19 protein-coding genes are annotated in these 21,138 nt (G+C 35.0%); 14 read left to right on the top strand and 5 right to left on the bottom strand.

The window, feature by feature from the left end; all coding sequences use genetic code 11:
* Positions 1-108 precede the first annotated feature (108 nt).
* Both argS and EKM63_RS02315 read left to right on the top strand, forming a co-directional pair.
* Positions 109-1,803: an arginine--tRNA ligase gene (gene argS, locus EKM63_RS02320; protein WP_125703320.1), complete on the top strand. Its 1,695-nt coding sequence runs from the start codon at positions 109-111 to the stop codon at positions 1,801-1,803.
* Positions 1,804-1,816: 13 nt separating this feature from the next.
* Positions 1,817-2,737, top strand: coding sequence for a prenyltransferase (locus tag EKM63_RS02315; RefSeq protein ID WP_153383791.1), 921 nt, complete (start codon positions 1,817-1,819; stop codon positions 2,735-2,737).
* A 26-nt stretch (positions 2,738-2,763) separates the two neighbouring features.
* Here the strand turns inward: EKM63_RS02315 and EKM63_RS02310 are convergent, their stop codons facing one another.
* On the bottom strand, positions 2,764-3,657 hold the full coding sequence (locus tag EKM63_RS02310; protein WP_125703316.1) for an RluA family pseudouridine synthase: 894 nt from the start codon (positions 3,655-3,657) through the stop codon (positions 2,764-2,766).
* Between the two features lie 82 nt (positions 3,658-3,739).
* On the opposite strand from EKM63_RS02310, the gene EKM63_RS02305 reads away from it, so the two are divergent.
* The 5 genes from EKM63_RS02305 to EKM63_RS02285 all read left to right on the top strand — a co-directional run bounded on the left by EKM63_RS02305 (position 3,740) and on the right by EKM63_RS02285 (position 10,782).
* Positions 3,740-5,815, top strand: a complete 2,076-nt coding sequence (locus EKM63_RS02305; protein ID WP_125703314.1) for a PBP1A family penicillin-binding protein — start codon at positions 3,740-3,742, stop codon at positions 5,813-5,815.
* 9 nt (positions 5,816-5,824) lie between these two features.
* On the top strand, positions 5,825-6,163 hold the full coding sequence (locus EKM63_RS02300) for a YlbF family regulator (protein WP_125703312.1): 339 nt from the start codon (positions 5,825-5,827) through the stop codon (positions 6,161-6,163).
* A gap of 66 nt (positions 6,164-6,229) precedes the next feature.
* A complete protein-coding gene (locus EKM63_RS02295; RefSeq protein ID WP_125703310.1) occupies positions 6,230-7,402 on the top strand; it encodes a metallophosphoesterase family protein in 1,173 nt (390 codons plus the stop codon).
* Positions 7,399-9,831, top strand: a complete 2,433-nt coding sequence (locus EKM63_RS02290) for an ATP-binding protein (protein WP_153494167.1) — start codon at positions 7,399-7,401, stop codon at positions 9,829-9,831. Before EKM63_RS02295 ends, EKM63_RS02290 begins: the two co-directional genes overlap by 4 nt.
* A 12-nt stretch (positions 9,832-9,843) precedes the next feature.
* Positions 9,844-10,782, top strand: coding sequence for a 3'-5' exoribonuclease YhaM family protein (locus EKM63_RS02285; RefSeq protein ID WP_125703306.1), 939 nt, complete (start codon positions 9,844-9,846; stop codon positions 10,780-10,782).
* A gap of 81 nt (positions 10,783-10,863) precedes the next feature.
* Here EKM63_RS02285 and EKM63_RS02280 read toward each other — a convergent pair whose 3' ends face one another.
* From EKM63_RS02280 to EKM63_RS02270, 3 genes are all read right to left on the bottom strand, one after another.
* Positions 10,864-11,802 (bottom strand): peptidylprolyl isomerase PrsA, encoded by a 939-nt coding sequence (locus EKM63_RS02280; protein WP_125703304.1) that lies wholly within the window; start codon positions 11,800-11,802, stop codon positions 10,864-10,866.
* 103 nt (positions 11,803-11,905) lie between these two features.
* A complete protein-coding gene (locus tag EKM63_RS02275; RefSeq protein ID WP_125703302.1) occupies positions 11,906-12,205 on the bottom strand; it encodes a hypothetical protein in 300 nt (99 codons plus the stop codon).
* Between the two features lies 1 nt (position 12,206).
* Complete coding sequence (locus tag EKM63_RS02270) at positions 12,207-12,635, bottom strand: HIT family protein (protein WP_125703300.1); 429 nt, start codon at positions 12,633-12,635, stop codon at positions 12,207-12,209.
* An 88-nt stretch (positions 12,636-12,723) separates the two neighbouring features.
* On the opposite strand from EKM63_RS02270, the gene EKM63_RS02265 reads away from it, so the two are divergent.
* The 3 genes from EKM63_RS02265 to trmB are packed head-to-tail and all read left to right on the top strand — an operon-like array spanning position 12,724 to position 15,325.
* Complete coding sequence (locus EKM63_RS02265) at positions 12,724-13,455, top strand: ABC transporter ATP-binding protein (RefSeq protein WP_125703298.1); 732 nt, start codon at positions 12,724-12,726, stop codon at positions 13,453-13,455.
* A complete protein-coding gene (locus EKM63_RS02260; protein WP_125703296.1) occupies positions 13,455-14,684 on the top strand; it encodes an ABC transporter permease in 1,230 nt (409 codons plus the stop codon). Before EKM63_RS02265 ends, EKM63_RS02260 begins: the two co-directional genes overlap by 1 nt.
* Entirely contained in the window at positions 14,684-15,325 is a 642-nt protein-coding gene (trmB, locus tag EKM63_RS02255) for a tRNA (guanosine(46)-N7)-methyltransferase TrmB (RefSeq protein WP_125703294.1), read from the top strand. Before EKM63_RS02260 ends, trmB begins: the two co-directional genes overlap by 1 nt.
* 11 nt (positions 15,326-15,336) lie before the next feature.
* Here trmB and EKM63_RS02250 read toward each other — a convergent pair whose 3' ends face one another.
* Positions 15,337-15,651, bottom strand: a complete 315-nt coding sequence (locus tag EKM63_RS02250) for a hypothetical protein (RefSeq protein WP_125703292.1) — start codon at positions 15,649-15,651, stop codon at positions 15,337-15,339.
* Between the two features lie 129 nt (positions 15,652-15,780).
* Between EKM63_RS02250 and EKM63_RS02245 the strand changes: the two genes are divergently transcribed.
* The 4 genes from EKM63_RS02245 to polA all read left to right on the top strand — a co-directional run bounded on the left by EKM63_RS02245 (position 15,781) and on the right by polA (position 21,124).
* The gene (locus EKM63_RS02245) at positions 15,781-16,107 is read left to right on the top strand and encodes a thioredoxin family protein (protein ID WP_125703290.1); all 327 of its coding nucleotides are present in this window, start codon (positions 15,781-15,783) and stop codon (positions 16,105-16,107) included.
* Between the two features lie 20 nt (positions 16,108-16,127).
* On the top strand, positions 16,128-16,763 hold the full coding sequence (gene ytpR, locus EKM63_RS02240; RefSeq protein WP_125703287.1) for a YtpR family tRNA-binding protein: 636 nt from the start codon (positions 16,128-16,130) through the stop codon (positions 16,761-16,763).
* An 8-nt stretch (positions 16,764-16,771) separates the two neighbouring features.
* Complete coding sequence (gene murC / locus EKM63_RS02235; protein ID WP_125703285.1) at positions 16,772-18,103, top strand: UDP-N-acetylmuramate--L-alanine ligase; 1,332 nt, start codon at positions 16,772-16,774, stop codon at positions 18,101-18,103.
* A gap of 363 nt (positions 18,104-18,466) precedes the next feature.
* Positions 18,467-21,124 (top strand): DNA polymerase I, encoded by a 2,658-nt coding sequence (polA, locus tag EKM63_RS02230; protein WP_125703283.1) that lies wholly within the window; start codon positions 18,467-18,469, stop codon positions 21,122-21,124.
* The last annotated feature ends 14 nt before the right edge of the window (positions 21,125-21,138 follow it).

Below are 21,138 nucleotides of genomic sequence, written 5' to 3'. Positions count from 1 at the left end.
TTAATTAATGAGTGGATATTAATCAATTAGAGTGGTACCGCGGGAAATTCTCGTCTCTTTCAATATATAAATGTATTGAAAGGGACTTTTTTATTTTAGGAGGAAAATATGAACTCAAAAGAACTTATTGTTAACACATTAAGCAATGTTGTACCTGATGACATTGCCAAAGAACAAATTGAAAAATTAATTGAAAAACCTAAGTCTTCAGATTTAGGTGATTACGCATTTCCAACTTTTATTTTGGCTAAATCATTACATAAAGCACCTAATATGATTGCTAAAGATTTAGTTGCTGAAATAAATCAAGATGGTTTTGAAAAAATCGTCAACACTGGTGCCTATGTTAATTTCTTCCTTGATAAGGGTGAATTTTCAAATGATATTTTGCATACAGTTTTAAAAGAACAAGCAGATTATGGTGATCAAAACCAAGGTAAGGGTGGCAACGTTCCAATCGATATGTCATCTCCTAATATTGCTAAACCTATGTCAATGGGTCATTTACGTTCAACTGTGATTGGTAATTCAATCGCTAAGATTATTTCTAAATTGGGTTACTCACCAATCAAAATCAATCACTTGGGTGATTGGGGAACACAATTTGGTAAGTTGATCGTCGGTTATAAGAAGTGGGGTTCTGAAGCAGAAGTTGAAGAAGACCCTATTAACAACTTGTTGAAATATTATGTACGATTCCATAAGGAAGCCGAAGAGAAGCCTGAATTGGACGATGAAGCACGTGCCTGGTTCAAAAAGATGGAAGATGGAGACAAAGACGCACTAGCTCTTTGGACATGGTTCAGAAAACTTTCATTGAGTGAATTCCAAAAGGTTTATGACCGTCTTGGAGTTGAGTTTGACTCATATAATGGTGAAGCTTTCTACAATGACAAAATGGATGATGTTATTAAAACTATCCAAGAAAAAGGTTTGTTAGAAGAAAGTCGCGGTGCCGAAATCGTTGACCTTTCTGCTCAAGATCTTTCACCAGCTCTGATCAGAAAAACTGATGGTGCAACTTTGTATATCACTCGTGATCTTGCTGCTGCTATTTATCGTAAGAACACTTACAACTTTGTTAAATCACTTTATGTCGTTGGTAGTGAACAGAGTGAACATTTCAAGAAACTTAAGGCTGTTCTTAAGATGATGGGATACGATTGGTCAGATGATATTCATCATATTGAATTCGGATTGATCACAACAAATGGTAAAAAGCTTTCAACACGTAAGGGTCGTGTTATTTTACTTGAAAATGTTTTGAACGATGCTGTTGATCTTGCTAAGAAACAAATTGAAGAAAAGAATCCTGGACTAGAAAATAAAGATCAAGTTGCTGAAGATGTTGGTGTCGGCGCTGTTATTTTCCACGATTTGAAGAATGAAAGACGTGATAATTTCGACTTTAATTTGGAAGAAGTTGTTCGTTTTGAAGGTGAAACTGGACCTTATGTTCAATACACAAATGCACGTGCATTAAGTATTTTACGTAAAGTTGGTGATGTGGATTATGCAAGTGCAGATTCAATGTCACTTTCAGATCCAGAAGCTTGGGATACTATCAAATTGATTCAAGAATTCCCTGAAATTGTTAGCCGTGCTGGTGAGAAATATGAACCATCTGTTATTGCAAAATACTCATTAAAGCTTGCCAAGAGTTTCAACCAATACTATGCTCATAGTAAGATTTTGACAGAAGATGATGGATTAAATGCTCGTTTGGCATTGGTTAAATCTGTTTCTATCGTTCTTCAAATGTCATTGAATCTATTAGGTGTTAACGCACCAGAGGAAATGTAGCAGGTATAGGAATGTGAATTGGAAACTTTTCAGAGAGTTATCAGATGCTAAAGCAACTATCCTTGATTTATGTTGGTTAGTTTTAGCTATTAGTTACGCATTCGGAAAATATCAAACATTTGATATTATCAGCGGATTATTAGGTTTAGTTGCGATTGTATTCTTTCATTTAATTATTAATTTCCATAATAATTACAATGAATTCAAAACTTATCGTACCGGATCATATCATGACAAGATCAATAAAATGAACATTAACCGTGAGTCATTGGCAAAGGTCAGAAGATTAGTTTATGCGATTGGAATTATCCCAATTCTTATCACAGCATATTTAACTTATCGCACGGGTTGGTTTATCTTATTAGTCGCAATCATTGGATTGATTCTAGGATTCTTGTATACTTCGGGTCCTCGTCCTTTGAATTCCACAATAATGGGTGAGGCAGTTATTGCGATAGCAATTTCCGTCGTCATTCCAGTTGCATTCGTGTATCTTGGGTTAGCGACTGCAGGTAAGATTGACTCAAGTACCATTATTGATACGATAGTTATTTGCTTGCCAATTACATTTGCTATTTTTGGGACGATTATCGCCAATAATGTTATGGACCTTGAGGATGATTTGAAAAACGATCGTCATACTCTAGTTGACAGAATTGGTAAGCATAATTCGATGAATCTGTTCAAGGCCAGTTGGGCTTTGACTTATGCATTGATTCCAATTTTGGCATTAATGAAGGTGATACCTTATGTATCATTGATTATGATTATTTTTTATCCCGGAATCTGGGATATTTATCGTCCATTCTTGTCGACAAGTGAACCTAAGAATTTTCCAAATGTATTAAAAGCTACTTTAAGATTGACGATTTCTTACATTGGATTGATGGCAGTAGGAGCCATTATCGATGAAATTATTATACTAATTAAATAAGGATCAGCTTCCGTATGATTACGGAGCTAATCCTTTTTTTGTATGAAATCAGTCATAAATGTAGGTGGTTCGATTTCTGTGGTCCTGAATTTGTTGGAAAATGGTATTTGATAAGTCAATTTGTAGGCACATAACATCATATTTCCGTTTGGTTTCTCACGATTATATAAAACGTCATTAACTATTGGCCAACCTTGGCTGGCAAGATGGACGCGAATTTGATGTGTTCGGCCAGTATGCAGATTTAATTTTATTAGTGCAAAATCATTATTCTTGCGTAATATCTTATAGTCAGTCAAAGCAGCGAGCCCATCTGAGCTGATCCGTTGTTTGCGGACGTCACTGGGGTCGTCGCCGATCGGTAGATTTATTGATCCGGATTGATTGATTGGTTTCAAGAGTTTAACTACTGCGAGATACTCTCGTTTCAAAGTTTTGGTAGTCAATTGCCGATTGAATATGGGTACTAGATATGGAGTTTTAGAAATCAAAACTAGGCCTGAGGTCAACATGTCGATCCGATGGACCATGTAGGGATGCCCGGCTGGGGCTAAATAGGATTCTGCATCGTTCATCAAGGAGTCTGATTCTGTTGGTAAATTGGGATGTGATTTAATGTTTGCCGGCTTGTTGACGATCAAAACATCATTGTCCTCGTAGGCAATGTTTAGTTCATTTTTACCAGGAAGATAAGTTTGATTGTCATTTCTTGGTGGAAAGTCGAAATTTAAGTGGATAACATCTTTGGCATTAACAACCGTGTTGAATGGATGATATTGACCATTGATCGTAACTTGTTTTTCAACTCGTAAGAAATGTTGCCATTTTTTTGGTATCAACCATTTTTTTAGGAGTTCACGCAAGGTCAACTTCTCATTTGAATCCGGTTCATACGTTATTGTTCGCTGGTAGTTAGACATTACATACTCCTTAAAGATTTCTATCATTTAGTGATTTAACTCGATTATATGGTAGAATTTATTTTTACAGAGGTAGACATACATGAATAATAATCGAGGATTTTGGGATTGGGTAAAGCCAAAGCTTAAAGTTGCTTGGTCATTCTTTAAACGATATTGGAAAAGATTCCAAATTACACGCTGGTTGATTTTAATTGTTTTAACTTTAATTTTAGTATTGAGTACATTTTGGACTTACAAAGCAAAAACCTCAAATATTGAAGATCTAAAGGCTTCATTACAAACTAAAACAACCGTTTATGATAAAGATGGTGCCAATGCAGGAGCTTTATACTCCCGAAAAGGAACATACGTTGGATTGGATAGAATTTCTCCAAATATCCAAAATGCAGTGATTTCAACCGAGGATAGAACATTTTGGACCAATCCTGGTTTTAGTATTAAAGGTTATGCAAGAGCTGCAGTTGGTTTGATCATCCATCACGGAGTTACTGGTGGTGGTAGTACTTTGACCCAACAGTTAGCGAAGAATGCTTTACTTACACAAAGACAGACTTTCTCTAGAAAGGGAGAGGAACTCTTCCTTTCAATTGAAATAAATAAAGTATATTCAAAGAAATCAATCTTGGCAATGTACTTGAACAATGCATATTTTGGTAACGGAGTATGGGGAGTGCAAGATGCTTCCAAGAAATACTTTGACAAAAATGCTAGTGATTTGAACCCAGCTGAAGGTGCAGTTTTAGCAGGGATTTTGAAAGCTCCAAATGACTATAATCCAATTGATAGTATGGCAAACTCTAAAGCTAGACGGAATTTGGTTTTAGATTTAATGGCAGACAATCAAAAACTAACTTCACAACAGGCATCATACTATAAAGGAACACCTATCGATTTGAATGATGGATATCAGGTATCTAGTTCATACAAGTATCCTTATTTCTTTGATGCGGTTATTGATGAAGCGGTCAACAAATACGGCCTCAAAGAAGACGATATTTTGAATAAAGGTTATAAGATCTACACGACTTTAAATCAAAATATGCAGTCATCAATGGAAGATTCATTTGATAACAGTGGATTGTTCCCGGCAAACGCTGCAGATGGTAAAGAAGCTCAGGGAGCTTCTATAGCAGTTGACCCACAAACAGGTGGAGTTCTTGCCGTCGTCGGTGGACGTGGTGAGCATACGTTTAGAGGCCTAAATAGGGCAACTCAGATGAAGCGTCAACCGGGATCAACAATTAAGCCGCTTGCTGTTTATACTCCAGCCATTCAAAGTGGATATAGTTATGATTCTGAGCTGAAAGACGAAGTTACTAGTTTTGGTAAGAATAAATATACACCGGCAAATGCTGATGGACTTTATCAGGATAAAATTCCAATGTATAAGGCTTTGGCACAAAGTGAGAATGTTCCCGCTGTTGCTTTGCTAGATAAAATTGGCGTTAAAAAAGGTGTTTCTTCAGTTGAAAACTTTGGAATCAAAGTAAACAAAGATGATCAAAACTTGGCACTGGCCTTGGGTGGATTATCAACTGGAGTGTCACCAATTCAAATGGCTCGTGCTTATACAGCTTTTGCTAATGAAGGTAAACTATCAAGTACGCATTTCATCACCAAAATTGTTGATGCAACGGGAACGGTGGTTGTTGATAACACCGATAATACGACTAAACAGATAATCAGTAAGGATACAGCCAAAGAGATGACAAGTATGATGCTTGGCGTATACAACGAAGGTACGGGTAGAACCGCCAAACCTTCAGGCTACGATATTGCTGGTAAAACTGGTAGTACCGAAGTTCCTAGAAGTTATGGCTACGGTACGAAAGATCAATGGATGATCGGTTACACGCCGGATATCGTTGTTGCCAGTTGGATTGGTTTCGATGAGACTAATACGACACATTACTTGCCAGGTGTTAGTGAAACTGGAGTTGCACCATTGTTTAAAAATGAAATGTCAGGAATCTTGCCTTCAACGGCCGGTACCGACTTTAACACTAAAGATGCTGCTCAAATTGCTAATGAGAATTCGGACAACAATAGTAGTGGATCTGAAGGATTTGCAAAATCCTTCGAAGATGGAGTGAACGGCGTTAAAGATAAGGCAAGTGAATGGTATAATGATATCAAGAACTTTTTTGGTCAATAGGAGGACTATATGAATATTTATGACAGTGCCAACAAATTGGAACAAGATCTAAGAGAGACACCGGAAGTAGCCGACTTGAAACTAGCTTTTGAAGCCGTTAAAGCTAACGACTTAGCATATAAGTTGTTTGACAAGGTTCAAAACAAACAATTCGAACTTCAACAAAAACAAATGCAAGGTCAAGAAATTACAGACGATGATGTTGAAGAAATGCATAAATTATCAGATCAACTTCAAAACTTCACTGAAATTACTAACTTGATGGAAAAAGAAAAGAAAGTTGATTCAATGATGCAAGAATTAAACAAAATTATTTCAAAGCCTATCGCAGAGATTTATCAAGGCTAATTTATTTTCCAAGTAGGGACTGGGCAAGAAATTGCTCAAGTCCCTTTTTTTAAAGGAGGAACTTCCATGAAATTTATTCACGCTGCCGATATACATTTAGACACTCCATTTGCTAATATTAAGAACTTTTCAAAACAGTTACAAAATAATCTAAGAAATTCTACTTACACCGCTGCAACGAAAGTTTTCGACACTGCAATAAGAGAACATGTTGATTTTGTGATTTTAGCTGGAGATACGTATGACAATACTGAGCATTCGTTGACTGCTCAACAATTTCTCAACAATCAATTTACACGATTAAAAGAAAATAACATCGAAGTTTATCTGGTCTATGGTAATCATGATTATTATCGAAATGATTTTGCATCCATTAAATTTCCAGAAAATGTACATATATTTACCAATCAAGTAAGTACTTTGGAAGTCGAAAGTCATGATGGTTTAAAGGTTGGAATAACAGGGTTCAGTTATTATCAACAACATGTTAACCAAGATATGGTTACCGAATATCCTTCACGTGGAAAATATGATTATCAAATCGGTATTCTTCACGCTGGCGTTGGTGACAATAATTATTCTCCATTTACAGTTAACGAACTATTAACGAAAGGTTATGATTATTGGGCATTGGGACATATTCATAAACGTGAGGTTCTCCATGAAAATCCGTTTGTGGTCTATCCTGGTGATACTCAGGGACGAAATCAGAATGAGACAGGTACTAAAGGATTTTACCTGGTCACTGTTTTGAGTAAAATAACAAATATTGATTTTGTTCCCAGTTCATCTTATGTGTGGAAAAAAGATGCAATTGCTGCTGAAGCATCGGATAATTTATCGGAAATGATCAAAAAAATTGACTCTAAATTAGATACCGATGATTTTGGCTTGCTTACATTAGACATAAATAATGCCCAACTTTTAAACGAAGATCTCGTCAAATCGATTGAGCGTGGTGATCTGTTGCATCATTTTGAAGATAATATCTCAAATACGATTCTTTATCGTGTATATCTAAAATTTGGCAATTCTCAGCAGCTAAAGCAGATAGATCAGAGATTCTGGGATGATAGTGTCGAAAAGGTTTTCGACTTGAACAGTATCAAAGATTTAGATAAAAAACTTTATAACATTGACGTGCTACGCGAGCATATGGATAGTCCTGACTTTTTGAAAAATATTCAGGAATTAACCAAGAGTACTATCAATAAGAAATTTATCGGAGAAGAAAAGTGAAATTAATTAAAGTTAAAATCTATGGCTTTGGTAAATGGGTCAATCAGGACTTTGATATTAAATCAGATTATCAAATAATATTTGGCAATAACGAAGCAGGCAAGACGACATTTTTAAATTTTATTAAGAGTATATTATTTGGTTTCGCTTCCGGTAGAGGGACTAATAAGTTTGAACAGTATAAGCCTCGTAATGGTGGTAGTTATGGTGGTGAACTGATTTTTCAAGATTCTGATAATAATAGTTGGACAGTTAAACGTGTGGAAGGTAAGGGCGATGGTGATCTATCTTTATTCAGAGAAGATCAGAAAGTACCAAACAGTCTTTTAACCAAGATAACCAGTGGATTTAGTAAGGCAGATTTTGAAGCTACTCACGTAATGAACGATGAAAGCATTCGCTCAATTTATGATTTAGATGAACAAAAATTAGAGACTGAGATTCTGGCTTTAGGTGCTGCTGGCAGTAAGGAATGGTTACAGACTGCAGATGATTTGGAATCGGATAGTGCAGAAATTTATAAGCCACGTGGGACGAAGCAGCCATTGACTACCTCCATTAAGCGATATCAAGAACTACAACGCGAAAAAGCCCAATTTGATGATCAACAAGTCCAATATTCAAAGATCAATAATAAATTGATGGAGTTGAAAAAAGAGCTTGCTACTTCAGAAACGAAGTATAACAATTTATTAGAAAATCAGAAGGCATTAAATAATTTACATGAAAAGTTGCCTCGGTATCGTGAATATTTGGCGCTGAAGCAGATATCATTAGATACTGCTTCGTTAATATCTCAGAGCGATTGGGATGATTATTTAGAGAATAAGGGTCAGCTCAATGCCTTGAATACATCCAAGAGACGGCAAGCTGATGCAACATTAACTGATCAAGAAGAAGCAATGCTTGAAAACTATCGTTCAAATCAGGCCGATATAGATTTGATAGCCAATAACAAAAATAAGATTCAAGAGAAAATTTTTGATACACGCCAATTTACTGATTCACTAAGGAAGTCAGACTTTAAGTCTGATCAAGTTCGTGCAGAGAATCCTTTATATGATGACAGAATGGAACTCTTAACTAGGGATGACATACAGCAGCTGAACGTTACCACTCCTAAAAGCAATTTTAATTTAGGAATTCTTGTCAGCATAATTGTGTTAGTAATAACATTTTTCGTACCTAATCCTATTCGAATTGTTACTGGGATTGTTTTTGTGGTTACATTGATTTGGTCGTTCTACCAAAAGAAAATCGTAAATGATAGCTTGGCCGAATTAGATGAATCCAAACATAAAATCTTATCAAATAAAAACTTAGACAAATTGACGGTTGAACAAGCCAAATCGATTCAACCAGTGATATCTCAAATTAAATCGCTAAAGCTTGAACAAGCAGAATTGGATTCAAAAGTTAATCAGAGTACCGGGGAACTGGATAAGTGGAAAAATTTGATGGTAAAAGTTCATATCGTTGATTCAGTGGAAAATGTCGAAGATGTTATTCCCGAAGTCGAGTCGTATTTTAATAAGTTGACTAGACTGAAAGAAAAAATTGATTTGATGGAAAGAAGTAAGATAGAGACTTCTGAATTTTTGAAGAATCATACATCTAGTATAAGTAAAATAAATCAGAACTTAGCAAATCTATTTAGTAAATACTCAGTGGAAAATGAGAATGAGTTTGTTGATTTGCATGAGCATCAAAAGCAACAAGCAGATAATATTAATAAATTAAACAATGATGTAGAATATTTAGGAAATGATATTTCAAATTTTGAAAAGATTACAAATTTGGACAGTATTGAATTAGATCTTCAAAGTATAAATAACCAGGTCAATACTATTCAAAGTGAAAGAAATGTTAAACTTAATGAACAAGGTTCATTAGAGAACCAATTAAAACAAGTATTTGATGATTCTGCTTATACAAAGTTAGTAGAGGATATCACCCAATGTGAATCAGAAATGATTGATGAATACGATGAATGGTTATCTGGAAATCTAGCAAGCAAATGGATACATGAAATGTTAAATTTGGCTAGTGAAAATAGATATCCGCGAATGATTGAAAAAGCTAAGAGCTATTTTTCTATTCTTACAAATGGAAATTATGTTGATATTAATATGAACAAACAAAATCATTTGTCTCTAACTAGAAAAGATAAAACCATTTTTGACGTTCATGAATTATCAAAAGGGACTACAGTTCAACTTTATGTATCATTAAGATTAGCCTTCGTAACTGAAATTTCAGATATTGTTGATTTACCTATTTTGATCGACGATGCGTTCGTGGACTTTGACTCAAGTCGATCACAAAATGTTTTTAAGTTGATCAAAGAAATTTCAAGTGACAATCAAGTAATATTTGTTACTGCCAATCTAACTGAAGAGTTGCCTGAAGATCACGTTTTACGTATATAGGAGGATGGATTTATGACAAAGAGGATCACTGATTATAAGAATGGGGAAGCGATGAATCTTGAGGCAATTATCAAGATGTCAAATTATCGTTTGGCAAAGAATGGTAAGAACTTCCTATCACTAGTTTTTGAAGATAAATCAGGTCAAATTCCTGGAAAGTATTGGGATGCAAGTCCTGAGAATGCCAAGGAATTTAAAGTCGGTGCGGTTGTTCAACTTGAAGGAAAACGTGATTTGTATCAAGGTAAACCGCAAGTAAACATCACTAGATTAGGTGTCCTGGATCCAAAAACGGTAGATATGTCAAAATTTATTCAAACTGCTCCAGAGAAACGCTCAGATATGGAAAATGAATTTGAGGACGTATTTTTGCAGATAACGAATGGTGCATGGAATAGAATCGTTAGATATTTGTTCAAAAAATATCGCGACCAGTTCTTTACAAGTCCAGCAGCTAAGTCTAATCACCATGATTTTCAGGGTGGATTAGCTTATCACACTTTGAGCATGGTAAGGTTGGCAGAAAGTATCTCAGCTCAATATTCCAATATTAACAAGCCTTTATTACTTGCTGGTACTTGTTTACATGATCTAGGTAAGGTCATCGAATTGAGTGGTTCACTTGGAATTGAATATACTTTTGAAGGTAATATGATAGGGCACATTACGATAGTTGACGAGGAAATTGTACTTGCTGCCAAAGAGCTTGATATTAGCTTAGAATCAGAAGACATGATTCTCTTGAGACATATGGTACTTGCACATCATGGTTTACTTGAATATGGTTCTCCTGAACGTCCTAAGTTATTGGAAGCAGAGATACTACATGACATTGATATGCTTGATGCATCGATCAATATGATATCGAAAGCCTTGGATAAAACAGATCCAGGGGAATTCTCCGAAAGAATATTTGGAATGGATAACAGATCATTTTATAAGCACAGTTAATAAAACAAAAGGCGAGCATCAGTTAAGATGCCCGCCTTTTTGAGTACAAAAAAAACAGCCCTTATCAGGCTGTTGATTTAATTATTTACTTGGTGTTGATTGAGTTGATGATGATTGTGAATTAGCAGCGTTACCTGATTTTGTAACATAACCAGCTAGAACGTCTTTCAAATCATTATCCTTGATTGAAACATCAGCACGTTTCAAGACTTTAGAGATAACTGATTGCATTACTGATGAATCTTGCATCCAACCGGCGTAAATCTTTGTCTTAAGTTCTGCTTTATGGTCGCTCATCTTACCCTTAGAAGGTTTGTTATCTAGTTTAAGAACACTGTAACCATATTGAGTCTTAACAGGCTCTGATGAAACATCTCCGACTTTATCAAGCTTGAATGCGGCTGTCTTTAAGTCAGTGTCAACACTTGTACTATCGTTATCAAAAGCGGCCATCTTACCACCTTTGTTCTTAGTAGCTGAATCTGTTGAATATTGTTTTGCTAAACTTGAGAAGCTTGAGCCACTGTTAAGTTTATCAATAACTGTTTGTGCTGTAGATTTCTTTGCAACTAAAATTTGTGAAACTGTAATCTTAGGTGAATATGATTTCCATTGTTTCTTCAAGTCTTTGTTTGTAACTGTCTTGTTCTTTTCAAGAGCTACTTTAGTAAGTAGGTTAGTACGAATATTCTTCTTGAATTGAGCTGTTGTCATACCATTTTGTTGAAGAACTGAGCTAAATGAAGAACCATATTGATTCTTGTATTTGTTGTATTCTTTAGTAACTTTCTTATCTGAAACATCTTTACCATATTGGTTCTCAAGAGCCTTTGTGATAATCATTGTTTGAAGTTGTTGTTTACCTGTTGACGATTCCTTCATTTCTTTGTAGTAATCGTTTTGGGTAATACGTCCACCCTTCATTGTTGCAACTGTTTTGTTACCTGAACAACCAGCAACAACAGTAACTAGTAATAGACCAGCAATAGCTAGGATCCATTTAGTAAATCGTTTGTTCATCTTTACACATCCTTATTTAAAATATGTCTACAATTGAAGAGAATACCATAAAACTGGTGTGATTGATTGATTATTAAGAAAAAAAGCACAAAAAATTCATATTTTACTTGTTGATATTTTGCATTTTTTCTAAGTTATCTTGCAACTCTGCAACGGACTCTTTAAGTTCAGCAACATCTGGTTTGATGTCTTCTGTATAATTCACAACGTCGTCTTTAATACCTGAAATTGCCTTAACAGCAACTGAAGATTGATCCTTTAAGTTGGTGAAATCGGACTTTAAATCTTTTATATTATTGATTATGTTGTTATTATTATGTTTAGGCGTGGCGTATGTTGATTGGTAATATTCAGCAGCTACTCCGGAAATTGAACCTAAAATAAAACCTGCAATGAAACTCATATTAGGCCTCCAAGTTTTCTTTAATTTTCTCTGCACGGGCATTTAACTCGTCGTTTGAAGCTTTACCTGTGTTATCTCCCCAAGTCATTGAGAAGTCATCGTCAGAAGAATAACGAGGTACTAGGTGAATATGTGAATGCATAACACTTTGATAGGCGATTTCACCATTGTTGAGGCAAATGTTCATTCCAATGATTTTGTCGTTAGATTCTTTGATTGCACGAGCAATCATTGGGACCTTTTTGAATACTTTTTGTGCTAATTCTTCATCGTATTCAAAAATATTTTGAACATGTTTTTTAGGAACTACTAAAGTATGGCCGGGTGTAACTTGTGAGATATCGAAGAATGCCTTAATATCATCATCTTCGTAGATTGTGATGTTAGGTATCTCGTTTCGAATAATTTTGCAAAAAATACAGTCATCCATAAAAATTTCCCCTTTCAAATAAAGCATTACAATTAATACAATGCTATCATAAAAAAGTTATTAAAAACAGATTATAGGTGGTTTATCCATGACATTAGAAATAAAAGAATTGACTGGTGGTTACGGTCAAGTTTCCGTTTTAAAAAAGGAATCATTTAAAGTTGAAGATGGACAAGTTGTTGGTCTCATTGGATTAAATGGTGCCGGTAAGTCGACTACTATTAAACATATTATTGGATTGCTTACTCCTAGAGGAGGTCAAATTCTAATTGACGGAATGAGTCTGAATCAGGACGTTGAGGGTTATAGGAAGAAAATTGCATATGTACCCGAAATGCCTATCTTATATCCAGAGTTAACATTAAAAGAACATATTGATCTAACGATAATGGCTTATGGCTTGGATCATGACAAGACATGGGAAAATGCTAATCGTTTGCTCAAGACATTTAGATTGGATAATAAATTGGAATGGTTCCCTCAAAACTTTTCTAAAGGTATGAAGCAAAAAGTCATGATTGTCTGCGCATTTATGACAGATGCCAGATTATTTATTATTGACGAACCATTTACTGGCCTTGATCCACTAGCTGTTAACGATTTACTGAATATTGTTGAAGAAAAGAAAAATGCTGGTTGTTCTGTATTGATGTCGACACATATTTTGGCAACAGTTCAGGACCATGCTGACAAATTTATTTTACTTAATCATGGACAAGTTCGTGCTGATGGAACACTTGATGAGTTAAAAGCCAAATTTGATATGCAAGATGCCAATCTAGATGATATTTATATCAAGATGTCACACGAGGATCTATAATGACAGGTTTATGGAAAGAACGTTTAAGAAGACATCAGCTAGGTCAGTTTAAATATCTTAGATTGATTTTCAACGATACATTCGTTTTGGCTTTTATTGTTTTATTAGGAGCTTTAGGTTTCTGGTATTCAAATTTGCTAGATACAATACATAGCGAATTATGGTTCGGGAAAATCATCGTAGTATTGATCTTATTTGTCACGGTTCAAAGTGGACATTTGGCAACATTGTTGGAGGATCCTGACAGTACCTTTTTATTAGTCAGAGAAAAGCAGTTCTATCAGTATTTCAAATCTGCAGAAAATTATAGCAGGGCAATACCGATCGTACTTTTGATAGTTGTCAGTGGAGTCGTTTCACCGTTTGCATTCCAAGCAGGTTCGATTCCAGTTTTTGATATGTCGATGTTAGCTTTGTCGACTATTTTCTTCAAAATGAATTTATTAGATGTTGAACTATTAGGCATTTACAATAAGGGAAGCATTTCTGGAGTAAGTCTTAAATTATTGTTGAATATTGTGTACCTGATTGTAATGTTTATATCGGTATACACCTCGGGAATAATTGCTCCGATCGTCACTTTAATTGGCTGGATTTATTTTGCTCTTCAAAATAAGAAACAATGTGAATCAGGACAACTTCAATGGCAAAAAGCAATTTCTGATGAAGATCAAAGAATGTTTAGAGTTAAGAGATTTTATAACCTATTTACTGATGTACCTGGTGTTACTAGCAAAATTAAACGCCGTAAATGGCTTGATTGGTTATTCAGTAGTATTAAATTGGAATCAAAGAATACATATACCTATTTATTCGCACGAGGGGTCGTTAGAAATAATGAATACCTTGGATTATTTTTGAGATTAACGATTCTTCAAATTATTTTGATGAGTTTTATTGATAATTTCTATATCTCATTGATTGTTGAAGTTTTGTTTATATATCTAGTAGGTTTCCAATTAAAGCCATACTTCAAAGAAGTAATGCAAAACTTGATGCAACGTCTTTATCCAGTTGGCGGTAAGGATAAAATTGCTTCATTTACAAAAATAAGTAATGTAATGTTATTGATTCAATGGGTAGTAAGTATTTTCCCAATTATTTATAAATTTGGTTTCAGTATAAATTCAGTGATTATAATAATTGCTGGTCTTGCAGTAATACTTTTCTTAAACTATATTTATATGCCAAGACAATTAAAAAAATATTTAGATAATGGAGAATTTTAATGCGACTAAGGAATAAGCCGTGGGCTAAAGAAATGATCAATGATAATCTTGATTTAATTTCAGTTCAACCAACAGATATGCAGGGTAAGTGGCAAAGTAAATTCGAAAAAGAACAACCATTATTTCTTGAATTAGGTTCGGGAAAAGGTCGTTTTATTACCGATTTAGCTAAGCAAAATCCTCAAAATAATTACATAGCTATGGAAGTTCAAGAGGGAGCAATTTCTTTGCTTCTCAAAAAGCAAGTTGAAATGAAACTTCCTAATCTTCAATTACTTTTGGATAATGGATCTAAATTGTCAGAATTATTTGCGGAAAATGAAATAGACGGTTTGTATTTGAACTTTTCAGATCCTTGGCCAAAAACAAGACACGAAAAAAGAAGGCTTACTTATAAAGCCTTCCTTGAACAATACAAATATGTTTTGAAAGATGATGGTCACATCAAGTTTAAGACTGACAACCAAGGTCTATTTGAGTATTCACTGATCAGTATGAATAATTATGGAATGAAATTTGATGAGATTTCATTAGATTTACATAACAATGAAGGATTGAATTTAAACAATATTCAAACTGAATATGAAGAAAAGTTTTCAAAAAAAGGCTTCAGGATAAATTACCTGAAAGCCCATTTTTAAAAGTTATTTGATTATTGTACCTTTTTAATGTTGAGTAGTTCGCCAGAAACAGCATCAGCAATGAAGTGATATTGTGCAACGTCGAAGTCGTCCATAGTTGTAACGCCACCAACAATGCCCCATGAAGTTTGACCATTCACGTCAACGCGTTGATAGAATGGTTCAACCCATGATCCAATGACTTTACTGTCTTCTCCGAGAACTGATTTTACTTTGTCGATGATTTTTTCGCTGTCTAAATGATGTTTAACCAAAACAGTAGCAGCTGCACCAGCAGCTAGTACAGTACCAGCAAGAATAACTGAACCGAAACCTTTTTTACTCATATTAAATCACTCCTTGATGTTTTATAGTTTTATATTAACACTATTATATTATTTCCGGCTACCATAAGAGCGTTTAATTGACCGTTTTAGATTTAAAAAGTATATTTTCAATATGAGGTGAAGAATATTATGAAAAATTTTGAAGATTATGGTGAAAAAGACTGGCACAAGGTAACTAAAGAAGGAAAATTTATTTTATTTTTCCACGCAGATTGGTGCCCAGATTGTAAATTTATTGAACCAAAAATTCCAGAATTAGAACAAGAATACTCAGATTTTGAATGGATCAGCTTCAATCGTGATAACAATATGGAAATTGCTCAAGAATTAAGTATCATGGGTATTCCAAGTTTTGTTATAATTGAAAATGGTCAAGAAATTGGTAGACTAGTAAATAAAGACCGTAAGACAAAAGAAGAAGTTGAGACTTTTGTTGACTCGGTAATTAATAAATAAATTTGAGTGAGGGAAAGAACTTGCTATTAAGTTTTTATAATCCAGATGTTCTGGGCGATATTTTGATCGTTGAATTGGCAGATGATACCAACGTCGAGCAATCTTTCGAAAAAAAAGGTAATGTAGTTAAAATTTATAATAATGAAACTAATGATGCCATTGGTTTCAATTTTTTTGGTCTAGGTAAATCACTTGGAATCGAAAAAGAAAATGGACAGATATCACTTGATCAAAAACAAGTAGATACTTTAAACAGTGCAATTAAGGATGCTGGCTTCTCAGAAAGTTTGGAAGTCGATAATGCACCTAAATTCGTAGTTGGTCACGTTGAAGAGATGGTTAAACATCCAGATTCAGATCACTTGCACATTACACAAACTGATGTTGGACTCGATAAACCTGTCCAAATTGTTTGTGGTGCACCAAACATTGATCAAGGACAACTAGTAGTTGTTGCCTTGCCAGGTGCCGTAATGCCAACAGGTATGGAAATTTGGCCAGGTGAATTACGTGGTGTCGATAGTTACGGAATGATTTGTTCCGCAAAAGAGCTTGGTATTCCGAATGCACCTAAGCAACGAGGAATCTTAGTTTTGGAAAATGGTACAGCAGGAGACGGATTCGACTTTGCTGCAGCTGAAAAAATGTTCAATTAGGAGTAATTATGGAAAAAACAGTTTATCATTTTGTCGGAATAAAGGGTACTGGTATGAGTGCCCTAGCATTGATATTGAAAGATTTGGGATACGAAATACAAGGATCAGATATTGATAAGTATACTTTTACCCAAAGAGGCTTGGAACAAGCTGGAATCAAGATTCTTCCATTTGATGAGAAAAATATTCATGAAGGATTGACTATAGTTAAGGGTAATGCTTTTGACGATGATCAAGTTGAAATCAAAAAAGCTAACGACATGCATTTGCCAGTCGTAACGTATCCACAAATGGTTGGTAAGTTAGTTTCAGAATATACATCAATTGGTATTGCCGGATCACATGGTAAGACAAGTACAACAGGACTTTTAGCACATACTTTAAGTGGAATTGCTAAGACATCTTACTTGATCGGTGATGGTACTGGTAAGGGTGAAAAAGATGCAAAATTCTTTGTATTTGAAGCCGACGAATATCGTCGTCACTTCTTAGATTATTCACCTGATTATTTAGTAATCACAAATATTGATTTTGATCATCCAGACTATTTCTTTGGTGGAATCAATGACGTTGTAGATGCTTTCGAATCCGAAGCACGTAAAACTAAAAAAGGTATTTTCATTTGGGGAGAAGATAAACATGCTAAAGCTATAAATGCTGATGCCCCAATCTACTATTATGGATTAGATGAATCCGATGATATCCGTGCAACAAATATCAAGAGAACCGTAAAAGGTTCATCGTTTGATGTATCGATCGACGGCAAGGATATCGGTAACTTCCAAGTACCACTATATGGTGAACATAACGTATTAAACTCACTAGCAGTAATCGGAGTAGGTCATATGGAGCATCTAGACCATGCCTTGATCAACCGCGAATTACAAACATTCAGTGGAGTTAAACGTCGTTTCAGTGAAAAGAAAGTTGCTGATATGGTAATCATTGATGATTACGCCCATCATCCACAAGAAATCAAAGCTACAATTGATGCCGCAAGACAAAAATATCCAGATAAAGAAGTAATAGCTGTTTTCCAACCACATACATACACAAGAACATTAGCCCTAATGGACGATTTCGCTAAATCATTAGATTTGGCAGATAAAGTTTATTTAACAAATATCTTCGGATCAATACGTGAAAAACACGGAGATATAACAAGTAAAGATTTAGGCGACAAGATCCATAAAGGTGGAGAAGTGTTGACACTAGAAGATATGTCAGCACTTCTTGATTACCACAATGCAGTCATGATCTTCATGGGTGCAGGAGATGTACAAAAGTATGAGTCAGCATATGAACAAATATTAAGTACATTGAATCCAAATCAGCAGTAGAAGTGGCAAGAGGGTGGAGAACTGCGTTCAGACTCCGTACATAACAGTGCCACTTTGAAAGCGCGCGTAGCGTGCTCAAAGTGGTGCAGTTATGCTAGGAGCCTGCAGTTCGGAACCCGTTTATGCTATAAAACATAACTAGGTTACCCAAAGAATCAAAGCAGAAAAGTGAATCGGAGCAATCAGCGGAGATGCACTTTTCATCATTTGAACTAAATTTTTAAATCAAAAGAGATATCGAATTGAAGTGAAAACTTTGAAACATTCGATATCTCTTTTAATGTCTAAAGGTAGTTAACTATCACAAACCCTCGGTATTTGTTAGAATAGTAATGATTAATTTCGTTTTTAATGGGAGAGAATATGGCTGATAAAAAGAAGCTTCTTTTGATTGATGGAAATAGTGTCTCATTCAGGGCATTTTTTGCTATGCATAATGTTTTGGACAAGTTTATTTCAGGTGATGGAATCCATACTAATGCATTGTATGCGTTCAATAATATGCTTGATATTATTTTAAAAGATGAAAAACCTACACACGCGCTAGTGGCGTTTGATGCTGGAAAGACAACTTTTAGAACAGAAATGTTTTCCGATTACAAAGGTACTAGAGCCAAGACTCCACCTGAATTAATGGAACAATTACCATTGATTCAAGAAATGCTAAATCTTCGTGGAATCAAAACTTACGAACTCAAGAATTATGAAGCTGATGATATTATTGGTACTCTTTCGCGAGAGGGCGAAAAAGACGGTATGGACGTCACGATTATTACTGGTGATCGAGATTTGACCCAGTTAACTACTGACAAGGTTACCGTAAAAGTAAATATCAAAGGTGTGACTGAGACCGAAGCTTATACACCTACTCATGTCAAAGAAAAATTGGGCATCACTCCTGAACAAATCATTGATATGAAGGGACTGATGGGAGATAATTCTGACCATTATCCTGGTGTAGAAAAAGTTGGTGAAAAAACTGCCATTAAACTTCTAAATGAATATGGGACTATGGAAGGCCTATATGAACATGTTGATGAAATGAAGAAAAGCAAGTTAAAGGAACACTTGATAAATGACAAGGATCAAGCATTCCTGAGTAAGAAGTTAGCGACTATCAATTGCGAAGCTCCTATTGAAGTGAAGTTGGCAGATGTTGAATATCAAGGTGACAATCAAGAACAATTGATCCAGTTTTATCAAAAAATGAGCTTCAACTCATTCCTAGAAAAAATGGACGTTGACACTGGCGAAACTCAAGCAGAACTTCCAGAAATCAAATTTGCTGAATTGGATGCCGAAGCTGCTAAAAAAATTGCTTCATCCAATAAAACTCAAACTTTGATTGTTGAAAGCTTGGGTGAGAATTATCATATTTCTCCGATCATTGGATTAGCTGTTGAGAGTGAAGGCAACTTTTACGCAACGACTGATGTGACAATCTTAGAAGATGCCAATTTCAAATCATGGCTTGCTGACGGTAAAAAGGAAAAATATGTTTTTGATAACAAGAAGACAATTGCTTTATTGAATCGATACGGATGTGAATTCAATGGAGTTAGTTTTGATATGTTGCTGGTTTCTTATCTTTTGGATACTAACAATAACAAAACAGACATTGGTATCGTTGCCCAAAATTATGGTCATAACTTACCTAATGCCGACGAATTTTATGGTAAAGGTACAAAACGTGCCATACCTGAAGATGAAAAAGTTTTGATGAACTTTTTATGTCAAAAGGCCCAAATCATCAACGAATTACATGACAAGATGATGCAAGAGTTGAAAGATAATGACCAAGATAGTCTATACGATGAGATTGAATTGCCATTATCAATCGTGTTGGCATCTATGGAAATCAAAGGTGTGACTGTCGAAGCTGCCAAACTGAAGGAAATGGAAAATTCATTTGCTGAAAGATTGAATACAATCGAACAAAAGATCTATCAAGAAGCTGGCGAAGAATTCAACATTAATTCTCCAAAACAGTTGGGTGTAGTTTTATTTGAAGATTTGAAATTGCCTGTAATTAAAAAGACTAAGACCGGGTATTCAACCGCTGTCGATGTTCTAGAAAAATTAAAGGACAAGTCACCAGTAGTACAAATGATTTTGGATTATCGTCAAATTTCAAAAATCAATTCTACATATGCTATTGGATTACAAAAATTCATTCAACAAGACAACAAGATCCATACAATTTATCAACAAACATTGACACAAACAGGCCGTTTGTCATCAATCGATCCTAATCTACAGAATATTCCGATTCGTATTGATGAAGGACGTCAGATCAGAAAGGCATTCGTTCCAAAACATCCAGATTGGGAAATGTTTTCAGCTGATTATTCACAAGTTGAGTTGCGTGTTCTAGCCCACATTTCCGGGGATGAAAATATGCAAGAAGCCTTTAAGGAAGATTATGATATCCATGCTCATACTGCAATGCGTATTTTTGGTTTGGATACCACTGATGATGTAACTCCTGATATGAGAAGAAAAGCCAAAGCCACGAACTTCGGAATTGTTTATGGAATAAGTGACTACGGTCTTTCTCAAAATATTGGTATTACTCGTAAAGAAGCCGCACAATTTATCGAAAATTATTTTGAACAATATCCTGGAGTTAAACAGTATATGGACGACATTGTTAAATTTGCTCGTGAAAATGGTTATGTTGAAACAATTATGCATAGACGTAGATATCTACCAGATATCCATGCTAAAAACTTTGCGCTCAGAAATTTTGCTCAAAGAACAGCTATGAATACACCAATTCAAGGTAGTGCAGCCGATATTATTAAGGTTGCTATGATCAATATGCAAAAGAAGATCAAAGATGAGAATCTTCAAGCAAACTTACTTTTGCAGGTACACGATGAAATGATTTTTGAAGCGCCAAAAGAAGAAATTCCAATTTTAGAAAAGCTAGTTCCAAGCGTAATGGATTCTGCTGTGAAACTTGATGTTCCTTTGAAAGTTGAATCAGCACATGGTAAAACTTGGTACGAAGCAAAATAAATAGTAGGTGAAGA

It is taken from the genome of Companilactobacillus mishanensis (assembly GCF_003946505.1).
GTDB lineage: Bacteria > Bacillota > Bacilli > Lactobacillales > Lactobacillaceae > Companilactobacillus > Companilactobacillus mishanensis.
This window is presented reverse-complemented; position numbering and strand designations above follow the sequence as displayed.